Below are 21,536 nucleotides of genomic sequence, written 5' to 3'. Positions count from 1 at the left end.
GGAAACATGTCTAGACAATACATGAAAAATAATGTTAGAGGTGCTAAAATGTTTCAACTTAAAGATATATGGACCTTTTTATGGTCATTCTTAATTGTGTTTCCAACCGTTTCTCTTGTACATCAGCTGGGGCATGCGTTTTTCGCCAGAATTTTTGGCGGCACATCCAATTTCGCTTTAGGAAGAGGGAAATGTCTGGTTAAATTCGGCGGAATCAGTATTCACAGTATTTACTTTCTTGATTCATTTTGTAAATATACGTCATTGAAATATAATAATCGCTTCACAAATACCCTAGTCCATCTGGGGGGCGTTATTTTTAATTTCGGTTCTATTTTACTGATTAACATTTCAATTATGCAGGACATCATTGGACCGGATATTTTCTTTTATCAATACTCCTATTTTTCATTATACTTCGCTGCTTTTTCACTCCTGCCAGTTAACTTTGGCAACGGGAAATTCAGTGATGGCTATGCCGCCTATCGAATTATGAGATATGGGGAAGAATTACAGCTGGAGAATTAACGAATCTGCTTTTAAAAAGGAAGATGAACTATGCCGGAAGGTCCTGAAATCAGACGTGCAGCTGATCAGGTTGAAAAAGCATTAAAAGGCAGAAAAATCATGGAGGTTCACTTTGCTTTTGAACAACTGAAAGATTATGAAGATTTTTTCACAGGGGCCGACGTATTAAAAGTGGATACTGTCGGTAAAGCAATGCTAATCCGTTTTTCAAACGGCTATACCGTTTACAGCCACAATCAGCTCTACGGCAAATGGGTGATCAGGAACGCCTACAACTATCCAAAGACGAACAGGCAGCTCAGATTTGCCGTTCATAACGAAAAGAAATCTGCTCTGTTGTACAGTTCATCAGATATCGAAGTGATGCGGGATGAGGAAGTGCACCTGCATCCGTTTATTCAGCGTGCAGGTCCTGATGTATTAAATGATTCAGTGACGCCTGAACAGCTGATTGAACGCATTAACAGTAAGAAATTCTGCGGTAGAAGATGGACGGCTCTTTTGCTTGATCAGGGCTTCGTTGCAGGCAACGGGAATTATCTGCGCAGCGAAATTTTATATAAAGCAGGAATACATCCATCTCTCCGCCCAAAAGACTGTTCAGATGAGCAAATACAGGCGGCGGCTGACGCGATTATTCAGCTGTCTGTTCAATCATACGAGACAGGTGGTATTACAAATGACATTGAACTTGCAAACCGTCTGAAAGCTGAAGGGAAAAGACGTCCGCAGTACAGACACTGGGTATTTAACCGTGCAGGCCAGTCCTGCCGGATTGATGGGACCCCGATCGAAAAGATTGTTGCCGCTTCAAGAAGACTATATTATTGTCCAACCTGTCAAAGGATCGAGGATACACATTGAAAAAACTAATTTTGTTTTTGTTTATTGCAGCGATTGGCTGTTGGCTGTTCTATAAAGAACTTGAGCACCGTGAAGAATTACGCAACCGCCCCCTGCCACAGGGATTACACCCAGTTGTTCAGGAAAAAAGCGATGAGCTGGTTCAGAGAGCGTTTGAACAGGACATCCAGATTGTCATTACAGACGGATTCAGATCCTTTGAAGAACAGGATGAAATTTACGCACAGGGCAGAACACGAGAAGGTAATATTGTGTCTTACGCACAAGGCGGCGAGTCCTATCATAACTACGGTCTCGCCATTGATTTCGCCCTTCAGATTGAGGACGATGTCATTTGGGACCTAGAGTATGACGGGAACGCAAATGGTGAATCAGACTGGATGGAAGTAGTGGAGATTGCCAAGGAACTGGGCTTCACCTGGGGCGGCGATTTTAGAGGTTTTAAAGATTATCCACACTTTGAAATGCGGTTCGGGTTATCGATCCGCGAGTTGAAGCGCGGGAAACGGCCTGATGAGGGGCCTGTTGTGTATTGAAGGAAAATCGAAATGGGAGCGTGGTATGGCTAGGCGTTTGAATAAGTAAAAAGGTGATGGAAATCATCTGAAAGGTCATAGATAAAAGTAGAAAGATTATAGATATATCCGGCCGATACAGAGAAAAGTTTAATTAACAAGAGAGATGACGCAATTAACCCAAAGGTCATAGATTAAACGTCAAAGCTGATAGAAATAACCTATCAGCTTCTCTTCATCCATACAAAAAAGCGGTCATTCCACCAGCTGGAATGACCGCTTTTTTTCAACTAACAATCGAACGAACCTCATCAATACTGCTGATCCGGTAATCTGCCTGAGCAGCTTCTTCATCGGTGCCAAATCCATATGTACAGTAGATCACAGGGATCCCGTGCTCTTTTGCAGCTTCTATATCAGAATAACGATCTCCTACCAGATAGGCTGCTTCTGACTTTCCAAACTTTTCAAAGTGCACAGCCAGGACATCACCCTTCTTCTCCCCATGAATCGTACCCAGACAAATCGGTTCTGAAAAGTACTGTCTGATATCCTGGGAATCAAGGACCATATCAAGGTAGTGCGTACCGCAGTTTGAGGCAGTTGAAAGCGTATGGCCATCTTCCTTAAGCTGATGCAGCGTTTCTTTAACGCCCGGGAATAAGAGATCTTTTCCCTTTACCAACTGATCAAGGAATTCGCTTCTCCGCCTTCTGATGATCGTAATTTCCTGGGGAGAAGCGTCCGGTACAACTTTTGCCCAAAAGGCATTTCCAGTCAAACCGTAAGCAGACTGAAGCGTTTCTTTAGACGGCTCCTGAATATGCGGCATATCTTCTACTGCCAGATGCAGGGCCTGAAGTAAATACTCTGTTGAATCGATGATGGTTCCATCAAGATCAAATAATATCAGCGCCACATTCTTATCCTCCTGTTTAAGTCATTTATCATTATTATTACATACTTTTGATGAGAAGGAAAAAAATGAGCGAATGTTCACAATACTTCCCAATATCATTTGACCTGATTATTTACATTGCTCCATTCCTGGAACTTTTGTTTTTTCCAGTCGTTTAAAATAATCACGGATAATGTCTTCATCCGAGTGAGGAATATATTCACCCTTTACAATTTGAGCGCCATTAATACAGCCGCTCGTTAATAAAATCAGATCACCTTCTTCTGATTGGGAAAGTGACTTTAGCACACCTTCTTTTCTCGTTAAAGAGGTGTTAATTGACTGATCATAAGGTTTTTTGAATCCGCTCATGACCTGATTGACTACCTTTTCCGGATCATGGTCACCGGGGTGATCAACGGTTACGACAATGCTGTCAGCCTGTCCTTCAGCAGTTTCAGCCATTTTAGGCATTTTATTAAAATCACGTATACCGATTCCTGCGATCATCGCGATCATTTTGTTATGCGGCAGCTTTTTCGCCTCGATCAGCAGACTGTTTAAAGCGACCGGTGTGTGTGCGTAATCAATGATGATTTTACGACCGCCGTATTCTTCGATCACCTGAAAGCGTCCCTTTGGATTTTCGATATTTTTCAATACAGGAATTACCTGATCAAGCTGCAGACCACGATGCAGCGCTGTACCGATTGCGCTCAGCAGATTGTGCACATTGTAATTACCGTAGACAGATGAATTCACCAGATAAGACTGACCATTTACGATCAGCTCAAACATCGTGCCTTCCTGAGAAACGTGGCAATTGTCAGCAATCAGATCAGCTCCTGAATGACGGTCCAGACTGCAGGTGATCAGTTCTCCTTTAAACCTTGCGACAAGATCTCTTCCCATCTCATCATCGATATTGACGACGGCCGTGTGTGCCTGATCAAACAGCTTCATTTTCGCTTCTTTGTAATTTGCGAAGGTTTTATGGTATTCAAGGTGCTCAGTGGATATATTCGTGTGAATCGCGGTATCAAATTCTATTCCCGCCACTCTTCTTTGATCAATGGCAATTGAAGAAACCTCCATGACCACTGCATCATCCTGTCTTTTAATCAGCTCATTAAAAATAGCGTGCAGATCTGACGCTTCAGGTGTGGTAGGCGTGCTCTTTTTATAAATAATTTCTTCATGAGCGGCAAAAATGCCGTTAGTGCCAATCGAACCCGTATTAATCCCGCATTGCGTCAGCAGTGATTTTACAAATGCAGCGACAGTTGTTTTTCCATTTGTACCTGTCACACCAATCGTTTTGATTTTACGATCAGGCTGACCATAAAAATGAATCGCAAACTGAGCCAGCGCTTCCCGGTCATCTGCAACAACAGCAAATGAACAGTCTGGATAACGGGCTGCTGCATTTTCAATCAGTTCTTTATCCGTTCCAATAATAACTGAAGCTCCGTTTGATATGGCTTCTTCCAAATGGTTATGACCATTTGAATTTTCACCTTTCAGACAGAAGAATACGCTGTCCTTTATTGCCTGTCTGGAGTCGTAACTAATATGCGTTATCTGCTTTACCGGATCGTTATAATAAGCAGTTATAAACGTTAACTCATTTAAATGAATAAGCATGTGTCATCCCCTGTCCCTTTATTCTGATACCAATCCTTTCCCCTAATTTCGACAGAAAATGCATGTATGCTTATATTTAGTTCTATGGATGCGCTAATTGTGAAATAGTGGGGTCTTAGCCATTGTCACATTCGCATATCATCAATACATTTCCATCAGGATCTTCAAACGTAAAGAACTCCCCAAATTCGACCTCCCCAATATTATCTGCTTCAAAATCCTGAACATACGCATAGCTTGCCTGAATATCGATTGTATTAAAGTGAAATAATGGTGCCCGGTGCCTGCGGTGCTTTTTGTAAATTTTCTGATCCAGCACGAGATTGTGACCATCCTGCAGTCTGAGGACGTATAAATGTCCATTAACAATCTCATCTGTCGGCTCAATACTTAGCAAGTTACAGTACCAGTCCCGTGCTGTTTCAACATCTTTTACGGGTAAAAATGTTGCACCAATTTTAAGCTGAATAGGATTTTTCATATGAATTCCTCCTTTAAATTTGTACACTACCATTTCCTTACAGACATCAGTTTCCCCTGCACATCTGTTCAATTTTCGCGAAGTGTTTTAAGATAGAGAAAAAAGTGAAATTCGGGAGGGTATTATGACAGTCATCAGAAAATCCAAGGCAGCCGATATTCCGGCGATGAACGACATTTACAATCAGGCGGTGCTTGAAACCGTCGCAACCTTTGATTTAAATCCACATACAATTGAGCAGCGTACAGACTGGTTCAGCCGCTACCAGGACCGCTACCCGCTCTTTACAGCAGAGATCGATGGTGAAGTTGCGGGCTATGGGAGTCTGAGTCCATTTCGCGATAAAGAGGCTTATAAAGACACGGTTGAGTTGTCTATTTACTTATCTCCACGCTTTCAGGGCAATGGACTTGGAAAGAAAATGATGAATGTGTTAATTGAGGATGGGAAAAAACGCGGTTTTCACACAATTATCAGCGGAATCACGGGCGGAAACGAAGTCAGTGTACGCCTGCATGAACGATTTGGTTTTGAGTTTATCGGTAATTTTAAAGAGGCGGGTTATAAGTTTGGAGAATGGCAGGATGTGCATTTTTATCAGTTGATTTTGGAGTGATGTGTGGAAGTGGGACGGTGTTATTGTTATACAGCGACGCGGATACGACCAATTAATTGCATCACCTTCTGGGTTTTATGTATCAGCACTATAGATAATTGATTCATCTTTAAAATTAATTGATACATGCCCCGGCCGGCACAAGATAATTGTTACGCCAACCGGCATAATTGTATCAGCAAATGAATTTATTCCATCATCTCCAGACATAATTAAACGCGCCCGGCCCACCGCACCACGCATCTTTAACAACCTGAAAAAGCGGAAGCACAGCGCTTCCGCTTTTCACATGTTTACACATCAATTTTAACTCCGTACATCTCAAACCACTCATCAAGCTGCACGAGATATGCGATCAGCTGAGGTCCTTTCATCAGCTGGCCGAACCAAGGCACTTTGAATGAAGCACCGTCTGTCCGAATCAACTCCTCCAATTTGCTGCGCTCGAATAGTTCAGGCAAAACCGAGCTGCTTTTCGCAATCCGATCCTCAAGCAATGTCTTAACTGCTTCCGTATATGCAGGGTGATATGTTTTTGGATAGGGGCTCTTTTTACGGTAGAGTACTTCGTCAGGTAACAGACCTTCGAGTGCTTTACGCAGAATCCCTTTTTCCCGGCCGCCGAGCTGCTTCATCCTCCAGGGAATATTCCATGCGTACTCCACAATTCTGTGGTCGGCAAATGGGACACGCACTTCAAGACCTGCCGCCATACTCATGCGGTCTTTACGGTCGAGCAGTGTGGTCATAAAGCTGATCATGTTCAGATAAGCCATTTCCCTTCGTTTTTGTGTGAGCGCTGTTTCCCCGTCCTGCTGTGGTGTTTCTGTTCTGATGGCGCGGCTTTGTTCGAGCAGATATTGCCCAAGTTCAAGCTTCTTATGCCATGCAGGGAGCATAAACGCCTCTCTTTCCTTTACAGAGGTGATCCATGGAAAACCTTCCTGATTGAGTAGCTTTTCCTGCTGAAACCATGGGTACCCGCCAAAGATTTCGTCTGCGCATTCCCCGCTGAGCGCAACCGTAAAGTCCTTTTTGATCTGCTCACAAAACCATAGTAAGGATGAATCAATGTCAGCCATTCCCGGAAGATCGCGGGCACGCACTGCATCCTTTAACCTGCCGGCAAGTTCTGCCTGCGAAATCACCTGATCATGGTGAATAGAAGTAAGGTGTGCCGACATTTTTTGAATCCAGGGTCCGTCATCACTCGGCTTAAAAAGGTCAGGCTGGTAGTGCAGATCATTTTCCTCATAACTGATCGAGCAGGTATGAAGCTTTTCACTCAACTGTAGAGCGGCTGCAGCGCTGATGGCACTTGAATCTACCCCGCCTGATAAAAATGTACAGATCGGCTTATCAGAAACAAGCTGCCTGCTGACTGTATCTTCAAAAATCTCCCGCAAGTAAACAGCTGTTTCCTGTTCGGTGTGCGGATGATTCTCGCTTTTTACATTCCAATAGCGCCACTTTTTAAAGCCGGACCTTGTATATTTAAATGCATAAGCGGGTCTGAGTTCATCAATTCCTTTAAAGACACCACTTCCAGGTTTGCGCGACGGCCCCATACTTAATAATTCCTGCAGCCCTTCAAGCGTGATGATTGCCTGCTGGTCAGGGTGTGCGAGGATGGCTTTCAGTTCTGAACCAAAGATCAGCTCTCCTTTTTTTTCCGCATAAAAAAACGGCTTTACCCCAAGTCTGTCACGTGCCCCAAAGCACTCTTCACGCTTGTGATCCCAAACCGCAAAAGCGAATATTCCGTTAAAGCGTTCCGGACAGCCCTCTCTCCACTCAATATAAGATCTTAGTACAACCTCCGTATCAGATCTCGATGAAAATGAGTGACCCCTCCTTTTTAATTCATCTCTGATTTCATCTGTGTTGTATAGCTCACCGTTGTAAATTAATGTGTATTCTCCCGACTCCGTTCTAATATTCATCGGCTGTGCTCCGCCTGCAGGATCAATAACCGTCAGCCGGGTGTGACCGAATAAAGCATGATGCATGGATTTGATGCCAAAAGCATCAGGACCTCTTTTGTGAAGGGTCCTGACCATCTTTTCAATCGTTTCCCATTCACTTGTCAGCGGACGTTTCCAGCTGATCCAGCCAGTAATGCCACACATAAACCCCACCGCCTTTCACCAGGCATTATATGCCCCGTAAAAGCGAGTTAGAACGAATAGCGGGCTACCTGTTCACCATCAACCATAAAACCCGCCACTTCTTTAAAGCCTATTTTTGTATACAGGTCTCTCGCAAATGTATTTTCCGGCTCATAAGAAAGTGTCAGCGTTGTATGACGATCCTCTTTAGACTGTTTGATATCTTCAACGACCCGCTCAATGGCTGCTTTGCCATAACCCTTCCCCTGAAGACCGGGGTGTATAAAAACCCGGTCGATCCTCGCATAACCGGAAGCAGGAATAGTCAAAACCGCTCCGCCAATTAAGCGGTCACCTTCGTATATCCCATATGTATCAAGGTGTGTCACCATGTAAGCCATCATATCTTCTGAATCATATCCCGGCGGCTGTATATTCGCATCTTTTTCTCCAGCAGCGAGCCATCTTTCGGCTTCCTGTCTGAACACTTCTGAAGATAAAGATGTCAGCTCCTTTACCATTGATTCCTCTGCCATTAATAATCTTATTTGACTTTTCATTCAATACTTCCCCCATTAAAACAGGCAGCGCAAAAAGAGCGCTGCCGTCCCTTTGTTCTGTTTTATACACTCTTATCCATACACCCGATTAGTCTTTCTTCAATATCTGCTGCGAGTGTTTTGATTTCTTCATCCTCCACCATCTGGATCAGGGAGGTCGGTTTTGGCATTCCTATTTTGGTTGTGCCATTCTCATCGTACACAACCATTTTACATGGCAGAAAATAGCCTGCGAGCAGGTTCTGTTCAAGTACATTTTTTGCTTCTTTAGGGTTACACACTTCAAGCACATGGAACGTCTGGTCAAAATCCAGCCCTTTTTCCTGCAGCTTGTTTTTAATGTCAAACTGCCATAGAACCCCGAATTGCTCCTCTTTCAGATTGTTCTCAAGTGTTGTCATTGCCTCTTCCACTGACTGCTTTGTTTCCACTGTGTAATGAAACATGATATTACCCCTTTCTGAATGTAAGTCACATCTTTACAATACCCGGATACGTATCATTTAATCAGAAATCAGGGCACGCTTTTTACGTAGCAGCTGCTGAAATTCCCGGTCCAGTTCCTCGCTCGGCTCTATGCTGAGACGGCTTAACACTTCAGTGATTTTTGTCTCTACTTTTAATAACTCATCCGAGGTGACATTCTGTTCTTTCGGTTCATGCTGCGTGTACTCCTGCAGATTCCCATCAAAAATAGTAAGCTTACCATTTTTGATTTCCAGCACTCTTTCCGCAAGCTTTGCGACCATTTTCCGGTCGTGAGAAATAAATAATACTGTTCCCCGATACTCATTTAGCAGTCCCTCCAGCGCTTCAACCGCATCAATATCAAGGAAATTAGTCGGCTCATCCATAATGAGTACATTTAAATCACTCACAAATATTTTGGCAAACGCCACCTTTACCCGCTCACCGCCTGAAAGTACGTGAACCGGCTTGAAAACATCATCTCTGTAAAAGTGAAGACGTGCCAGAATGGTTCTGACGATGTCTTCTGTCTGAATGGCATCCTCCATCACATTTTCAAGAATCGTTTTATCTGCTTTCAGGATATCAAGGTTCTGACTGAAATAACCGAATTTAACTGCCGGTGAAACGGTGACCCCTTCATGCCTTGCAAGAATCAATTTGATCAATGTTGTTTTACCGGTCCCGTTACCGCCGATCAGCGCTGTTTTCTGACCACCCTTCAGATAAAAAGGCTGAAGATCAAAAAGTGTTTTACTGCCTGCTTTCACGGTTTGTTCTTCAAATCGGATAATTGGTCTTCCCTTCATATCAGATTCATTCGGCAGCGTCATTTTAATTGGCGGCGCTTCTTTCGGGCGCTCCACCTTTTCCATCTGCCCAAGCCTTGTTTCAAGGGCCTTTGCAGTCTGCCTGAGCTTTTTCTGCTTTTTTGCAAAGTAAGGCTTTGCGTTTTTAGCGACTGAAGCTGTACCATCGGTCGGTTTTTTTGTTGCACGTTTTGCACGCTTCTCCTTTTCTTCGATGGGATCTTCAAGCTGTTTTTTCTTCCGCTCATACTGTTCATGTGCAGCTTCTGCCTGCCTTATTTCGAGCTGCTTCTGATCAGCGTAATCCTGATAATTACCTTTGTACTCCTTCAGGCTGCCGTCGCTGATTTCCCAGATTTTTGTACAAAGCAGGTCCAGAAATGTCCGGTCATGCGAAACCAGCACCATCGATCCCTTAAAGCGTTTCAGATGCTGCTCAAGCGTCCGCACGCGTTCTACATCAAGGTTTGTAGTCGGTTCATCGGCAAGCAGTAATTCAGGATCCTCTGCAAATGCCTGATTAATGTAATCCTGTGTCACTTCCCCACCGCTTTGAAAGGTGTCTGTATTTTTTAACTGTGGAAGAAGTGTGATATGCCCATTTCTGAAGATCTCTCCTGCGTCCGGTTTCAGCTGTCCGCTGATCAGATGTAAAAGCGTGGATTTACCTGATCCATTTTTTCCAACTAACCCGATCCTGTCTCCTTTTCTGATTTCGAGTTCATTTATCTGAAATAGCTCTCTTTCCCTGACTGAATAACTGATATCTTTAAGCTGGCAAAGTATTGTCATAAAATCATCCCCTGTTTTCATCATGACGGGGACAAAAAAATGCCCCCTATCCGTTTACCGAATAGGAGGCATGGGTGTACGCAAATAGACCACGGCAGCTGCCGTGAAACGTATAAACCCGATGAGAAATGCCTAATCCTATTTGGAAAACGGATGATCAGTACGAAGACAGACTGGTTGCGTTTGTCTATCATCACTGCATTCATCTGTGTTTTCAAAAATAGAATTAGTTCCACATTCTCCCGGGTCACCCTTCCGTTGTTTGTTAGCTTTATCTTATGGGAAACAGTTATTTTTTGTCAAGAGGTTTTCGGATGGCGGCGGACGGCGGGGGGTTCAGGAGATTTCAGTGTTTGTTCACGAAATTACTTTGTTGGTTCAGAAGATTAACTCTAGTGTTCAGGAGATTTCAATGGTGTTCCCCGAGATTAACAAGACAGTTCATAAAATCATGCCATTTGACCTACATAACTACACTCCCATTTTCCGCAAAAAAAAAGCCCGGCTTCCCCGGAATATAAAATTCCAGAGTCACCAGACCGTTTTACATTAGAATATCCAGCCAGATTTTAATGGCAGTCGCTAAAATAATCAACGCCAGCAGAATCTGAAGTATTTTTGTATTCAAATTTTTACCCAGCTTTGCACCAAGAGGCGCTGCGATCAGGCTGGCTACTACCATGACAAGTGCAGGAACATAATCAACCTGACCTGTTGTCACTTTACCAATTGTCGTTCCGATTGACGCAATAAACGTGATCGCAAGTGAAGAAGCAATCGTTACGCGCGTTGGAATCTTCAGTATAACCAGCATAATCGGCACGAGTAAAAACGCCCCTGCTGCACCAACAATCCCTGCGCTGACCCCTACGATAAATGCTAAAATTGCTGCAAGCCATTTGTTAAAGGTAATCTGATCAAAAGGAATATCCTCCCGGCCCTTTTTAGGAACAAACATCATGCCTGCTGCAATCAGTGCCAGTACACCATACACTGTGTTGATCGTTGCTTCAGACATCGCATCTGAACCGAAACCGCCAATCAGACTTCCAATCAACACACTGACCCCCATATAAGTGATAAGTGTCTTGTTCAGGTATCCGCCTTTACGATATGCCCATACGCCGCCAATTGTAGCGAAGAACACCTGAACAGCTGAGATCCCCGCCACCTCGTGCGCAGAAAAAGCCGCAAGACCAAATAACGGCGGAATATAAAGCAGCATCGGATATTTAATGATCGATCCTCCAATGCCCAGCATACCGGAAATATAAGAACCTACAAATCCGATTAGAAATAATACGATAAATAATTCAATACTCAAACCTTACACCTCCCGGCTGCCCTTTAAGGATTAGATAAACAGATTCACATTTCCGTCTTCTGCATCTGCCAGGTAAGCTGCAACGCCTGCATATTCTATTTCTTCAAGCAGCTCTTCTTTGTGAAGACCTAATAGATCCATTGTCATTGTGCATGCTACAAGCTTTACATCCTGTTCCTGGGCCATTTCAATCAGGTTAGGCAGCTCCATTGCATTGTGCTTTTTCATAACGCCTTTAATCATTTTTTGTCCAAGACCGCCAAAATTCATTTTTGACAGTCCCATTTTATCTGCACCCTTTGGCATCATTTTGCCAAACATTTTTTCCATGACGCTCTTTCGAACTTCAACATCTCCGTCTTTACGAAGTGCGTTCAGTCCCCAGAATGTATGAAAAATTGTTACTTCGTGATCGTAAGCTGCTGCTCCGTTTGCAATAATATAAGCAGCCATCGCTTTATCATAGTCACCACTGAATAAGACAATCGTTGTTCTTTTCTTTTCCATGAATCATAATCCTCCTAAAATTTATTACCCCATAGGGTATTTTATTCTTCAAAAAAATTACCTGCTTTTCACAAGCAGGTTCACCGCTTCCTTGATTACGTCATCCGGTTCGCGCTCATCGTCATCTCTCGCTTCTCTGACGCACAATACCAGGTTTTCACTTACGACTAATCCAATTGTCCGGTCAATGGCTGTGCGGATTGCTGACAGCTGTGTGATCACACCCTTACAATCTTTTTCATCTTCCATCATTGCAAGTACGCCGCGAAGCTGACCTTCTACTCTTTTTAACCGGTGAACAGATTGCTTTGAGTAATCCATGAAGTGAACCTCCCTTGCTTGTTCATTATTGATTACATGACTCATAATATACCCAATGGGGTATAAAGTCAAGAAGTGTGATTGACTTTTTCTGTTCTTTTTTCGAATAAAATAGCTCATGACAAAAGGTGTCTGGACTTTCAGAATCGCTACGCTTCACTTCAGGCGGACGCTTTCCGGACGGAGGTTGCTGAGCCTCCTCAGGCTTCGCCTTGCGGGGTCTCAGCTTCCCTCTAATCGTCCCGGAGTCGCCGCCTTACGTTTCGCTGCGCTGAGGTTTTAATATAAATATTGTCTTACGTAAAAAATGAACTTTTTGTATCCCTTCTCAAAAAGGTAGATTTTCAAAGTCCATTATAGTAGCTGAACCAATGATGATCATACACATAAAAACCCCAGTGAAGTGCAGCAAAATGATTTAAGAGCCTGGGACAATGTCCCAGGCTCTTAATCAGTTAGATCGATAATCCTTCTATCGCAGTTTTTAAGTTTTTACGTATCGTCATGCCTTCGAATTTGATTCCGATTTCTACGACGGCCTGGGCGATTTCGGGGCGTAGTCCAGTCAGGATGGTTTTGACGCCGATCAGTTTGAGTGAATCAATGACCTGGGACAGTTCGTTTGCCACCATGGTGTCTACTGTTGGAACGCCTGACAAATCGAGAATTAAAATGGAATTGCGCAATTCTATACATTTATGAAGTGCCACATCTTTTAATATTTTTGCGCGGTCATCATCAAGTTCACCGATCAATGGAAGGATAGCAACATGGTCGTTTAATCCGACGACTGGCACTGAATATTCCATGACGCTGCTTTGAGCTTTTTTCATGTACTTCCGGTAGTCTTCGACATACGTCATGCAGAATTCCCTGCCGGCTTTATTGATAACAGGTTCAATATTATAGTTAATTGCTGTAATTTCTTCAGCAGTAAAGTTGAATTCATTCTGTTTTTCTGACATCAGTTCCCAGACGAGCATTCTCAGCTGGGAAAGAATGCTGAGCCCATCATCAAGATCAATGCCTCTTTGAACGGCTGACTCTCCCGTTTTTCTGGCCCAGTCAACCACCTGATTCTCAAGACCTGAAGCATCATTACGCTGAATAGCTGTGCCAATATAAGAAATCAGATCGCTTTGAAGGTCGATTAGTTTTTTTTCATCGTTTTTCGACAGTAACAAATCAGGACTTCCCCCATCAAGCTTTAATGCTAATTCGTGTCTGTTTTCAAGTATGTACGAACCAAGTTTCTCATAAGCTTTCATTCACTATTCCCCCCTGGTGTTGTCGAATCTTTACATATAATGTTCTCTTATTTTAACTGAAAAGTAAATGCTAATTATTATATAGACAAACGAAATAGTTTACCCCATACTTTTTTACATAGGGTATAGATCAGAAAGAAGGTTCGTTATGCTTCGTAATCGTAATGTGTGGATCCTGCTTGCAGGTGAGTTTATTGCAGGGGTCGGATTGTGGCTCGGTATTATTGGAAACTTGGAATTTATGCAGGAAAAGGTCCCGTCTGACTTTGTAAAATCACTGATCCTTGGGGCAGGACTTTTAGCGAGTATACTAATTGGCCCTCTTGCCGGCAGATTGATTGATCAGCTGCGTAAAAAAACAGTCATGCTCGCTTCAGGGTTTGTCAGGGCATTCAGTGTGATTTTCATGTTGATTGCCATCCAGCAGGATTCAATTATCTGGATGATTGTCTTTTTAATTTTTATTCAGGTCGCTGCAGCGTTTTATTTCCCTGCACTCCAGGCAGCTTTGCCGCTTGTCGTTAAGGAAAGAGATCTGCTTCAGCTGAATGGTATTCATATGAATGTTGCTACATTATCCAGGGTGCTGGGTACTGCAATCGCAGGCGTGCTGGTCGTCCAGCTGCCTTTATCAACCGTTTACATTTTCTCACTCGTTTCCTATCTCGTCTTATTCGGGCTAACCTGGCTGCTTGTCATTGAAGAGCATCAGCCGGCGCAACTGCCTTCTGAAGGTAAGCGAAGTGCAGGATTTAAAGAGGTATTCCCAATCATCAAAGGATTACCAATTGTGATGATGACGCTGATCTTAACACTCGTTCCACTGCTTTTTATTGGCGGGTTTAATCTGGTTGTCATCAATATCAGTGAGATTCAGGACAGCTCTGCAATAAAAGGCTGGATTTACACTGCAGAGGGAATTGCTTTTATGGCAGGTGCTTTTGTCATTAAAAAGCTTGGAGAAGCCTTTTCTCCTTACAGCATCTTATTTACTTTTTCTTTCGTCATCGGACTTTCCCAGCTGATTTTGTTTTTCGCTGACATTCCGTTCCTGACGATTCTTGCATTTATTATATTTGGTTTTGCAGTCGGCTGTTTTTTCCCTACAGCCGCTACGATTTTTCAGACACGAATTCCAAAAGAGTTTCACGGCAGATTCTTTTCGTTTAGAAATATGCTTGACCGGATCGTTTTTCAGGTTGTCCTGCTCATGACAGGGCTATTCCTTGATTTAATTGGTCTTGCTTATATGGTGATTATATTTGGACTGTTCTCACTGATCATGACCGGGGTATTTTATATCAGGTTTATCAGACTGCAAAACAGTGAAAAGCTTGCAGCAACACCCGGTGGTATGATTAAGTGAAACCTGTAAGGCAGATCATTCGTATAGTATTCAAAGGATGTGACACCGTGATTAAGAAGCTGGCCAATATGTTATCTCCGGGTAAGGGAAAGGTTGATCTGGTATTAGATCAGGATGTACTGATTCCAGGTTCTCTTATTACAGGTACGTTTTATTTACAGGGCCCGAAAAAGCGTAAGAAAGTATCTCGTCTTGAATGTGACTTGATGGCGTTTGACCCAAAACATTTAAATGAAAAACCTGTTGAAATTGCAACAACGATTTATATGTCTAAGGAAATTGACCGTGACTTTTTCAGGGAGATTCCTTTTTCTTATACGATTCCTGAGCATTTAAAAGACAAAAGTGATCAGTGCCGCTACCGCTTCAGAACAAAGCTGATTTTTGAAGATCAGGTACAGTATATTGACCATGATGAATTGAAGGCGGAATAATGTAAAAAGGTTGTCCAATGACTGGACAACCTTTTTTAATAAACCGGCGCTTCTTTTAATTTAATTCTCTCAGGACATGTATACACATTAAACGAATTTCCTCTGACAAAGCCGACGGTGGTCATATTCAGTTCTTCGGCTAGATCCAGTGCGCGTTCAGTTGGGGCTGATTTTGAGATGACCATCTCACAGCCAATCTTTGCAACCTTGAGAAGGATTTCAGAAGACAGTCTGCCGCTGAAGACGATGACTTTATTCTTCACAGAAATATCGTTGCGCAGGCAGTGACCGTATATTTTATCGAGCGCATTATGACGACCGATATCCATCCTGCTCAAGACAATGTCATCTTCAGTGCATAAGGCCGCATTATGCACGCCTCCTGTTTCTTTAAAAGTGTCAGCGGAATGCTGCAGCTTTTGCATTAGATTGAAACATTGTTCAGGTTTTAGTTTCACACTTTGCTCCGTCATTGTTTTTGCCGTCATTGCATCACTGGCAAAAACAAACCCCTGACGGCTTCCTCCGCAGCATGATGTAATGTAACGCTTATTTTGCAGTGAGCCATAGAGCGGATTGAGGTGTTCAGCTGTTACATGAATGAATCCGCCTTTTGGATCCAGCCTGACTGAGCTGATATCTTTTGCTGAACGGATGACACCCTCTGCTGTCAGGTATCCTACAGCAAGATCTTCCATATATTCAGGAGAACAGACAACAGTGACAAATTCCTCTCCATTCAGTTTGATGGTCAGCACCTGCTCAGTGACGATTGAATCTTCCACCCAAGCCGCCTCACCATCTGTTACTTTTAAAATCTTTCTTTTTTTCACGGAATCAGCACTCATCCGGCATCCTCCCTTTCAAGTAAGAAAAGTCCGGGCTTTGGCAGCCCGGACTGACAGCATCAGCTTGTTGCTTCAGCCGGTGCAGCATTTTCTTCACGTATTTTCTTAATATTTACACGAATCAACAGCGATACAATTAATGCGACGACGAATGCACCTGTAAAAATATACATCGTCAGAGCATAGCTGTTCGTTGCTTCTTCAATTCTCGTTACAACACTCGGTCCGACAAGTCCCGCTGCAGCCCAGGCTGTTAAAATATAGCCGTGAATTGCACCAAGTTGTTTTGTACCAAACAGGTCTCCAATGAATGCAGGAATTGAAGCAAAACCTCCACCATAACAAGACAGTATAACGAAAATTAAAATCTGGAAAATAAGCGCATTTGTTACGTTTGGTAATAGAACAAATGCTGCAATTTGTAACACGAAAAATGCTGTATAAGTATTTGGACGGCCGATATAATCTGAAGCTGAAGCCCAACCAAGACGGCCAAGACCATTAAATACACCCATGATTCCTACCATGACTGCTGCAGCGCCCGCAGTCATACCTGCAATGGATTGAGCCATTGGAGATGCTACTGCGATAATGGCGATCCCACAAGTCACATTGATAAAAAGCATAATCCAAAGTGCCCAGAAACGGACTGTCTTAACAGCTTCATTTGCTGTCAGCTGAGCAAGGTCTCCGGTATCTTTGTTTTCCTGTTTTTCTTTCTTTTCCTCCTGCGTCATACCTTTAGGCACATAATCTGCAGGCGGCTTCTCAAGATAGAGAGAAGAACTGAACATGATTACAAAATAGATGGCACCAAGCAAATAAAATGTACCTGAGATTCCAATGTTGTTAATTAACGCTTCAATCACCGGACTTGCAATCATTGAAGCAAAACCAAATCCCATGATGGCGAGACCAGTTGCCAGTCCACGTCTGTCCGGGAACCATTTAACCAAAGTAGAAACCGGTGTAATATAACCGATCCCCAGTCCAATACCACCAAGTACACCATAAAAGAAATACAGCAAGTACAGATTTCCGATTCCATCTGCAAATCCTGACCCGATCATCCCGAGTCCAAAACTGATCGCTGCGATCATCCCGGATTTTCTTGGACCATGCTTTTCAACAAAGTGCCCCATAAAAGCAGCTGAAAGACCTAAAAATAAGATTGCGATACTAAAGATCAGGGCAATATCACTTGCTGCCCATCCATGCTTTTCATTTAATGGGTTTGAAAATACACTCCATGAATATACAGAACCGATTGAAATATGAATACCTACCGCTGACGCAGCAATCAGCCAGCGGTTTTTAAGCTTTTTTTCAGCCATTGTTGTTCCCCCTCATTTTGTCCCCGGGCTTGAGTGCCCGGGGTTTGAATTATGATTTTTTGTTTAAGAAATAGAGCGGAATTGCTGCCAGAGCAAGTCCTGCCGGCACAAGCCAGCTGCTCTTACTGGAGGAACGTGATTCATTTTTGACAGGAGACGGGCCACCATTAAGCTCATGATATTCTGTGGTAAAAATATCACCATTCCAGTCCTCTTTTTCTTTTGATTCATGATCTTCTTTTATTTTCTGATCCTCAGGCTTCTGCGTGGTTCTTTCATAATCATCCTGCTTCACACCAAGCCCTTTTAAAAACGCTGCTCCTACTGCCATTGCGCGCTTTACCTCCGGATCATTCAGCGAGCGCAGAAGGGTGAAGTACCCCTCCTGTTCACGCTTTTCATCCAGCTCTGCTACTTTGGCAATCCCTGCGTTCACTTTCAGAATCAGTGGTTCAAGCTGCTGCATGTTCAGTGTGCCTAATGTTCCTACCATCAGCAGCAGGTTTTTAATACTGTTTGTTGTTTCCTTTGAATCGAGTGTTTTTACAATCACATCAAGTACTTTGTCACCTTCAGCGAATAGTGAGGTGCCCATATCAAGCACCCCTCTTTTTTGAAGGTGCTCAATCATGTCGAAAATCTCATGAATTGCTTCCTTATTTTCAAGGAGTCTTGTTTTGATTTCTTCAAAATCACGCTGTCGGATTTCTTCTTCACTGATTTCCATACGATGGATTACTTTCGTCGCTTTAGCCACGCTTAGACGCCTCCTTTCGAAGTTTCACAAGGTCTCCAGGGAACACATAGTCTTTACGTGCCCACTTTTTATCCACCCTGACGCCAAGCTGCGGCTGAGGATTTCCGTTTCTGTGATTCGTTCTAGGAATTGGTCTTTCACCTTTCGGCTTCAGGATTTCCATTTTCGCGCTGATTTCCTTGTAAGCAGGCGTATCAGTATCTTTATCTGCCTGTGAACTGGTCAGATAGTTAATTGCACCTTCCCCATTATCATTCATTGGGAGATACACTTCTTTCCCTTTCACACGGTCAGTTACAAGACATTCAACCTTCACTGCGCCATATGGTGACGTCAGTCTGACAAGTGTGCCATCTTCGAGTCCGCGTTCTTTTGCGAGCTCTTCAGACACTTCAAGGAACACTTGCGGTGTCTTAGAAGAAATTCCTTCTGACTTGTATGTCATATTACCTTCATGGAAATGTTCAAGCAGACGGCCGTTGTTGACATGAAGATCATATTCTTCATCAAATTCAAGCGGCTTCGTCCAGTCCACCGGGAACAGTCTTGCCTTTCCATCCGGAAACGGGAAGTCTTCAAGGAATAGAAGCGGCGAGTCAGTACCATCAGCAGCAACCGGCCACTGAAGACTCTTATAGCCTTCAAGACGCTCATACGTTACACCGGCATAAAGCGGTGCAAGAGAAGCAGCTTCTTCCATGATTTCACTTGGGTGTGTGAAGTTCCAATCATCACCAAGACGTTTTGCAAGTTCCTGAATAATTTCCCAGTCAGGTTTTGAATCACCAAGCGGCTCGAGTGCCTGATACAGACGCTGCACACGTCTTTCTGTATTTGTAAATGTGCCATCCTTTTCAAGACTTGGACTTGCCGGCAGAACAACGTCTGCAAACTCAGCCGTCTTTGAAAGGAAGATATCCTGTACAACAAAGAAATCTAGCTTTTCAAATGCTTCGTGCACATAGTTGATATTAGAATCGACAATTCCCATGTCTTCACCCTTCAGATACATCATCTTCAGGCTGCCTTCATGGACGGCATCGATCATTTCGTGATTGTTCAATCCTGGTTCAGCAGGAATCTTTGTGTTCCATGCTTTTTCATACTTCGATCTGACCTCATCATCTGCAACTTTTTCGTAACCTGGGAAACGGTCCGGCATACTACCAAAATCACTGGCACCCTGTACGTTGTTGTGACCGCGCAGCGGATAGCTTCCTGCGCCAGGCTTTCCATAGTTACCCGTGATCAACAGCAGATTAGAAATTGCTGTACTTGTATCACTTCCGCCTGTGTGCTGCGTTACACCCATTGCCCAAAGGACTGATGTTGTTTTCGCATTGTGCACTTCTTCAGCAATCTGGATCAGCGTCTCTTTTGACAGACCGGTTGCTTCTGAAGCGTAATCCAATGTGAATTTCTCCAGACTCTCGACGTATTCCTGAAGTCCGTTTACACGGTTATTCAGGAATGATTCGTCCGCCCAGCCCTGATCAACGATATACTTCGTCACCGCTGAGAGCCAGACTAGGTCAGATCCAGGCTTTGGCTGGAAGAACAGATCCGCGCGTTCTGCCATTTCATGCTTTCTGATATCTGAAACGAGCAGTCTTTGACCGTGCAGCTTATGAGCACGTTTGACACGTGTAGCGAGAACCGGATGAGATTCAGACGTATTTGATCCGACAATCAGCACAAGTCCAGCCTTTGCAATATCAGTAATTGAACCTGAGTCACCACCATGACCGACTGTTCTGAACAGCCCCATCGTTGCAGGTGTCTGGCAGTATCTTGAACAGTTATCCACGTTATTTGTACCGATGACACCACGCGCAAGCTTCTGCATCACATATGATTCTTCATTTGTACACTTAGAAGAACTGATAAAAGCCATTGAATCTGGGCCACTCTTTTGTTTATGTTCTTTCATTTTTGAAACAACCAGGTTCAGTGCTTCATCCCATTCAGCTTCTCTGAATGCATCGCCTTCACGGATTAAAGGTTTCGTAATTCTTGATTCACTGTTTACGAAATCCCAGCCGAATTTACCCTTCACACAAGTAGAGATGCCGTTTGCAGGTGCATCAACAGAAGGTTCGACTTTAAGGATTTTACGGTCTTTTGTCCAGATATCAAAGCTGCAGCCGACACCACAGTATGTGCAGACTGTTTTCGTCTTTTTAATCCGGTCTTCACGCATGGCTGATTCCGCATCTGAAATGGCAAGGATTGAACCGTAGCCTGTTTCTACATTTTTCGTAATTTCAATCATCGGACGAAGGGTGTTTTTCGCAAGACCCGTCAGGAATCCCGCTTCGCCTTCCATCCCTTTTTCCATCATTGCATTACATGGGCAGACTGTTGAACAATGACCGCATGATACACATGAAGATTCATTGATTTTAGAGTTTTTATCCCAGATGACACGTGGCTTTTTCAGTGTCCAGTCAATTGTCAGTGTTTCAGTTACCTGAACATCCTGACACGCCTCCACGCATCGTCCGCATAAAATACACTGGTCCGGGTCATAGCGGTAAAACGGGTTTGAATCATCTACTTCATAAGGCTTGTCTTCAAATGGCATGCTCTGGTGATTGACTTTCATGTCCTTGACGGTGTTATGTATTTCGCACGTACCATTGTTGTAATCACAGACTGTACAATACAGCTCGTGATTTCTGAGGATCCTGTCCATTCCGACGATCTGCGCTTCTTTAACATCAGCTGACACGCCATCAATTGCGTCTCCTTCTTTCAGCTGTGTAGAGCATGAACGGACAAACTCACCATTCACTTTCACAATACACGTATCACATGTCTCAATTGCACCGAGACTCGGGTGATAACAAACAGACGGCACTTCAGTCTGGTGATCCTCTAATGCCTGCATTGCAGACAAATGTTCACTGATAACAGCCGGTTTGCCGTTAATCGTTACGTTAATTTGACCTGACACATCGATCTCTCCCCCGTATTGGATTTCTGCTCAGAAAGCAGTTTTTTTAGAAATATTCAGTTTTCGCACCTCCTCATTAATACCCTATTGAATGTTTCGTAAAACTAGATTTTCTAAAAAAAGACATATTTCAGACAA

22 protein-coding genes are annotated in these 21,536 nt (G+C 43.4%); 6 read left to right on the top strand and 16 right to left on the bottom strand.

Annotated features, from left to right (window positions below; genetic code table 11):
• Nucleotides 1-48: 48 nt before the first annotated feature.
• From LG330_RS03420 to LG330_RS03410, 3 genes are read left to right on the top strand one after another with little or no spacing between them, the layout of a single operon-like run.
• A complete protein-coding gene (locus LG330_RS03420) occupies nucleotides 49-528 on the top strand; it encodes a hypothetical protein (protein WP_404407407.1) in 480 nt (159 codons plus the stop codon).
• A 30-nt stretch (nucleotides 529-558) separates the two neighbouring features.
• Nucleotides 559-1,392 (top strand): endonuclease VIII, encoded by an 834-nt coding sequence (gene nei, locus LG330_RS03415; protein ID WP_404407405.1) that lies wholly within the window; start codon nucleotides 559-561, stop codon nucleotides 1,390-1,392.
• The gene (locus tag LG330_RS03410; RefSeq protein WP_404407403.1) at nucleotides 1,389-1,928 is read left to right on the top strand and encodes a M15 family metallopeptidase; all 540 of its coding nucleotides are present in this window, start codon (nucleotides 1,389-1,391) and stop codon (nucleotides 1,926-1,928) included. Before nei ends, LG330_RS03410 begins: the two co-directional genes overlap by 4 nt.
• A 265-nt stretch (nucleotides 1,929-2,193) precedes the next feature.
• On the opposite strand, the gene LG330_RS03405 is transcribed toward LG330_RS03410, so the two are convergent.
• The 3 genes from LG330_RS03405 to LG330_RS03395 form a co-directional block, all read right to left on the bottom strand.
• Complete coding sequence (locus LG330_RS03405) at nucleotides 2,194-2,826, bottom strand: HAD family hydrolase (protein ID WP_404407401.1); 633 nt, start codon at nucleotides 2,824-2,826, stop codon at nucleotides 2,194-2,196.
• Between the two features lie 108 nt (nucleotides 2,827-2,934).
• A complete protein-coding gene (locus tag LG330_RS03400) occupies nucleotides 2,935-4,449 on the bottom strand; it encodes a UDP-N-acetylmuramoyl-L-alanyl-D-glutamate--2,6-diaminopimelate ligase (RefSeq protein WP_404407399.1) in 1,515 nt (504 codons plus the stop codon).
• 115 nt (nucleotides 4,450-4,564) lie between these two features.
• Nucleotides 4,565-4,930, bottom strand: a complete 366-nt coding sequence (locus LG330_RS03395; RefSeq protein WP_404407397.1) for a VOC family protein — start codon at nucleotides 4,928-4,930, stop codon at nucleotides 4,565-4,567.
• 124 nt (nucleotides 4,931-5,054) lie between these two features.
• Between LG330_RS03395 and LG330_RS03390 the strand changes: the two genes are divergently transcribed.
• Entirely contained in the window at nucleotides 5,055-5,546 is a 492-nt protein-coding gene (locus LG330_RS03390; RefSeq protein ID WP_404407395.1) for a GNAT family N-acetyltransferase, read from the top strand.
• 75 nt (nucleotides 5,547-5,621) lie between these two features.
• On the opposite strand, the gene LG330_RS03385 is transcribed toward LG330_RS03390, so the two are convergent.
• The 9 genes from LG330_RS03385 to LG330_RS03345 all read right to left on the bottom strand — a co-directional run bounded on the left by LG330_RS03385 (nucleotide 5,622) and on the right by LG330_RS03345 (nucleotide 13,703).
• The gene (locus LG330_RS03385) at nucleotides 5,622-5,789 is read right to left on the bottom strand and encodes a hypothetical protein (protein WP_404407393.1); all 168 of its coding nucleotides are present in this window, start codon (nucleotides 5,787-5,789) and stop codon (nucleotides 5,622-5,624) included.
• Between the two features lie 50 nt (nucleotides 5,790-5,839).
• Nucleotides 5,840-7,675, bottom strand: coding sequence for an asparagine synthase (glutamine-hydrolyzing) (gene asnB, locus LG330_RS03380; RefSeq protein WP_404407391.1), 1,836 nt, complete (start codon nucleotides 7,673-7,675; stop codon nucleotides 5,840-5,842).
• A 47-nt stretch (nucleotides 7,676-7,722) separates the two neighbouring features.
• A complete protein-coding gene (locus tag LG330_RS03375) occupies nucleotides 7,723-8,214 on the bottom strand; it encodes a GNAT family N-acetyltransferase (RefSeq protein WP_404407389.1) in 492 nt (163 codons plus the stop codon).
• 62 nt (nucleotides 8,215-8,276) lie between these two features.
• Entirely contained in the window at nucleotides 8,277-8,660 is a 384-nt protein-coding gene (locus LG330_RS03370) for a DUF302 domain-containing protein (RefSeq protein ID WP_404407387.1), read from the bottom strand.
• A 57-nt stretch (nucleotides 8,661-8,717) separates the two neighbouring features.
• Nucleotides 8,718-10,283, bottom strand: coding sequence for a ribosomal protection-like ABC-F family protein (gene abc-f / locus LG330_RS03365; protein WP_404407385.1), 1,566 nt, complete (start codon nucleotides 10,281-10,283; stop codon nucleotides 8,718-8,720).
• Nucleotides 10,284-10,827: 544 nt separating this feature from the next.
• A complete protein-coding gene (locus LG330_RS03360; protein ID WP_404407383.1) occupies nucleotides 10,828-11,607 on the bottom strand; it encodes a sulfite exporter TauE/SafE family protein in 780 nt (259 codons plus the stop codon).
• Between the two features lie 30 nt (nucleotides 11,608-11,637).
• Nucleotides 11,638-12,114, bottom strand: coding sequence for a DsrE/DsrF/DrsH-like family protein (locus LG330_RS03355; RefSeq protein ID WP_404407381.1), 477 nt, complete (start codon nucleotides 12,112-12,114; stop codon nucleotides 11,638-11,640).
• Between the two features lie 57 nt (nucleotides 12,115-12,171).
• Nucleotides 12,172-12,435 carry a metal-sensitive transcriptional regulator gene (locus tag LG330_RS03350; protein ID WP_404407379.1) on the bottom strand — a complete coding sequence of 88 codons (264 nt, stop codon included), beginning with the start codon at nucleotides 12,433-12,435 and terminating at the stop codon, nucleotides 12,172-12,174.
• Between the two features lie 455 nt (nucleotides 12,436-12,890).
• Nucleotides 12,891-13,703 carry an STAS domain-containing protein gene (locus LG330_RS03345; protein WP_404407377.1) on the bottom strand — a complete coding sequence of 271 codons (813 nt, stop codon included), beginning with the start codon at nucleotides 13,701-13,703 and terminating at the stop codon, nucleotides 12,891-12,893.
• Nucleotides 13,704-13,851: 148 nt separating this feature from the next.
• Here LG330_RS03345 and LG330_RS03340 point away from each other — a divergent pair, with 148 nt between their 5' ends.
• Nucleotides 13,852-15,069, top strand: coding sequence for an MFS transporter (locus tag LG330_RS03340; protein ID WP_404407375.1), 1,218 nt, complete (start codon nucleotides 13,852-13,854; stop codon nucleotides 15,067-15,069).
• Between the two features lie 47 nt (nucleotides 15,070-15,116).
• Nucleotides 15,117-15,503, top strand: coding sequence for a sporulation protein (locus tag LG330_RS03335; RefSeq protein ID WP_404407373.1), 387 nt, complete (start codon nucleotides 15,117-15,119; stop codon nucleotides 15,501-15,503).
• A gap of 35 nt (nucleotides 15,504-15,538) precedes the next feature.
• On the opposite strand, the gene fdhD is transcribed toward LG330_RS03335, so the two are convergent.
• The 4 genes from fdhD to fdhF are packed head-to-tail and all read right to left on the bottom strand — an operon-like array spanning nucleotide 15,539 to nucleotide 21,398.
• Nucleotides 15,539-16,351, bottom strand: a complete 813-nt coding sequence (gene fdhD, locus LG330_RS03330; RefSeq protein ID WP_404407371.1) for a formate dehydrogenase accessory sulfurtransferase FdhD — start codon at nucleotides 16,349-16,351, stop codon at nucleotides 15,539-15,541.
• A gap of 59 nt (nucleotides 16,352-16,410) precedes the next feature.
• Nucleotides 16,411-17,685: an OFA family MFS transporter gene (locus tag LG330_RS03325; RefSeq protein ID WP_404407369.1), complete on the bottom strand. Its 1,275-nt coding sequence runs from the start codon at nucleotides 17,683-17,685 to the stop codon at nucleotides 16,411-16,413.
• Nucleotides 17,686-17,734: 49 nt separating this feature from the next.
• Complete coding sequence (locus tag LG330_RS03320) at nucleotides 17,735-18,442, bottom strand: DUF1641 domain-containing protein (protein ID WP_404407367.1); 708 nt, start codon at nucleotides 18,440-18,442, stop codon at nucleotides 17,735-17,737.
• Nucleotides 18,435-21,398 carry a formate dehydrogenase subunit alpha gene (gene fdhF, locus LG330_RS03315; protein ID WP_404407365.1) on the bottom strand — a complete coding sequence of 988 codons (2,964 nt, stop codon included), beginning with the start codon at nucleotides 21,396-21,398 and terminating at the stop codon, nucleotides 18,435-18,437. The genes LG330_RS03320 and fdhF overlap by 8 nt, the downstream gene beginning before the upstream one ends.
• Nucleotides 21,399-21,536 lie beyond the last annotated feature (138 nt).

Origin of the sequence: Jeotgalibacillus malaysiensis (assembly GCF_044789845.1) — a bacterium.
GTDB classification, from domain to species: Bacteria; Bacillota; Bacilli; order Bacillales; family Jeotgalibacillaceae; genus Jeotgalibacillus; species Jeotgalibacillus malaysiensis_A.
The sequence above is the reverse complement of the archived record's forward strand: the minus strand, read 5'-3'. Positions and strand labels throughout refer to the sequence as shown.